Source organism: Butyrivibrio sp. WCE2006 (genome assembly GCF_000701985.1).
Taxonomy (GTDB): Bacteria; Bacillota; Clostridia; order Lachnospirales; family Lachnospiraceae; genus Butyrivibrio.
Map to the genome: position 1 here is coordinate 1 of NZ_JNKH01000086.1, position 2506 is coordinate 2506.

Annotated in this window: 2 protein-coding genes; both read left to right on the forward strand. The window is 44.1% G+C overall.

Going from position 1 to position 2506, the window contains the following annotated elements; translation table 11 throughout:
- The first annotated feature begins 47 nt into the window (after positions 1-47).
- On the forward strand, positions 48-401 hold the full coding sequence (gene tnpB / locus T501_RS19305) for an IS66 family insertion sequence element accessory protein TnpB (RefSeq protein WP_026509681.1): 354 nt from the start codon (positions 48-50) through the stop codon (positions 399-401).
- Between the two features lie 144 nt (positions 402-545).
- Positions 546-2384, forward strand: coding sequence for an IS66 family transposase (gene tnpC, locus T501_RS19310; RefSeq protein WP_044917142.1), 1839 nt, complete (start codon positions 546-548; stop codon positions 2382-2384).
- The last annotated feature ends 122 nt before the right edge of the window (positions 2385-2506 follow it).

Below are 2506 nucleotides of genomic sequence, written 5' to 3' on the forward strand. Positions count from 1 at the left end.
ACTAGTGCAGCCACTATCAAAAACATCCTGAGTGTGCTGCAGACAGTATGATCGGGGATCTTTCCGGCGTTAAGAAAATATATCTCATAACTGGCAGGACAGACCTTCGCAAGTCGATCGAGGGATTGATGGGAATCGTTAAGGATGTTTACGACCTGGATCCTTATGCCAATGCTGCATTTTTCTTCTGCGGAAGACGCGCAGACAGAATAAAAATCTTACACGCCGAGCCGGACGGCATGACATTGCTATACCATAGGTTGGATGCAGGAAGATACCGCTGGCCAAGGAACAGATCGGAGGCCCTTGAGTTATCAAGGCAACAGCTCAGGTGGCTACTTGAGGGGCTAGAGATTGAACAAAAAAGTTCAATCTCAAAGAGTAAGGGAAAGGATTTCTGAATCATAGAATCAGCTGTTTTTCTCATGAAAAAGTGAACAAAAATCCGTTTCGAAAATGCCGAAAGCCCCCGTATTTTCGGCATTTTTACAACTATTAATCATGATTAATCGATGTTAAAATATATACAGAAACGGAGATAAATCATGTCGACTTCCGAAAACAATTCCACTTTGACAAAGCCAACTGAATATAAGCCAGATGCTGGACTGAATGCCATTGATCAGTCACTTCTTCTGTCACAGGTATTGGAACTGAACAAAAGCCTTCAGGAAACTATTGCCCGCCAGACAAACACTATTGCTGAGCTGACCCGTGAGCTTGAATGGTTCAGAAGGAACATGTTCGGCAAGAAAGCCGAAACTGCCAAACGCTTTGACGAGTATGAAGGTACAGAGTTTAAGCAGCTTGGTCTTTTTGATTCCATGAGCGCAGAGCAAAAGCTCATGCTGGGACTTGAAGAAGAAAAACCAGCGGAAAAGATCACTGTTAATAGCTATAAGCGCACCAAAACTGAGCGCAAAAAGAAGCGTACAAGGGAAGAACTGCTTGCCAATGCCAAGAAGGGCGAAGATAAGCTGATCTACGCTTCTGATGAAGAAAAGATCTGTGATCTCTGCGAGTCAGAAATGAGTCATTTTGGATGGGAATACGTGCGCACAGAGGTTGAACACATCCCGGAAGAGATCATATATCATGAAGTATATGTAGAAAAGCTGATATGCAAGAACTGCAAGGAAGAAGATGATCTTTTTATTACCAAATGTGCGGTTGCACCTCCTGCATTCATCCCGCACAGCTTTGCTACGCCCTCTCTTGTTTCCTTTGTAGGATATCAGAAATATCAGATGGGAGTGCCTAACTATAGGCTTGAGAAGCACTTTGAACGTAAGGGAATCTATATATCAAGAGCATGTATGAGCAGCTGGCTTATCTGGGCGGCTGAGAACATACTGTTTATACCGTATGAAGTTCTTCATCAGCTCATAAAGCAGCGCTTTATTGTAAATGCAGATGAAACAGTTGCACCGGTAAATAAGATCGTTGAACTTGAGCCTCTTGCAGATGAAAACGGAATGCCTCTTAACGTTGTGGCTGACATAGATTATGTGGAGATCCGGAGGGAATGCGAAGCGGAAGCTGCTGACGAGACTGACGATACTGATGAGGAAAAAAACAAGGCTATCAGCGGACGTCAGAATTGCTATATGTGGATTTATGCATCTGTGTATGGGACTGATAGGCCGCTGCTGCTCTATGATTATCAGCCCTCAAGAGGAGGTTATAACTGCCGAAACTTCCTGGGATCAGATTTTTCGGGATACCTTATGACCGATGGGTTCTCAGGATACAACAAGATGGAGAATGCCAAGAGGCTGACATGCGCAGATCATGTAAGGCGTAAATGGTTTGAGGCAATCAGAAATAAATCAGGACCATTGAACTATGAAGACCCTGCTGTTGTAGGCTTCATGGCCATAAATAAAATATATCAGGAGGAAGCACTGCTGAAAGGCAAAGATCCTGATATCATAAAGGATGAACGGTTGAAAAAAGAAAAGAAAAACTGGGATGCCTTTAAGAAATGGTATGAAACCCTTGATCCAGCTGGAGGTTCTGCTCTCCAGAAGGCTGTTAATTATACCCATAATAACTGGGACAAACTCATGCGGTATCTGGAAGACGGCAGACTACCTCTTTCAAATGCTGCAGCGGAACGTTGCGCAAAATCTTATGCAACTATCCGCAAGAACATGCTTTTCCACGATACATCGAGGGGCGCCAGATCCGCTGCCATCATCAAGTCTCTTATTGATACTGCAGCTGCAAATAGCCTTGATCCTGAACTTTACCTGACAGAGCTTTTGGAACATGCCCGAGACTTCAAAGATGAGCCTGCACGGGCAGCCGAGTATATGCCATGGACTGAAAAGATGCAGACAAGGTGTAGACATAAGACCAGGAAGGAAGATCTAGGTCAGTAGGATTCCTGCCTACATGAGATCAAACTTTCTCGAAATTTCAAAAGGCCACCGGGAAGGCTTTATTTTTTAAAGCCACTCCGGTGGTCTGGTTGGTTATGAACGGGGGTACAAAAAGCGCTTAC

What these genes read in the sequence shown, in the direction of transcription:
- tnpB (WP_026509681.1), top strand. Translation starts at nt 48, where the DNA reads ATGATCGGGGATCTTTCCGGCGTTAAGAAAATATATCTCATAACTGGC.
- tnpC (WP_044917142.1), top strand. Translation starts at nt 546, where the DNA reads ATGTCGACTTCCGAAAACAATTCCACTTTGACAAAGCCAACTGAATAT.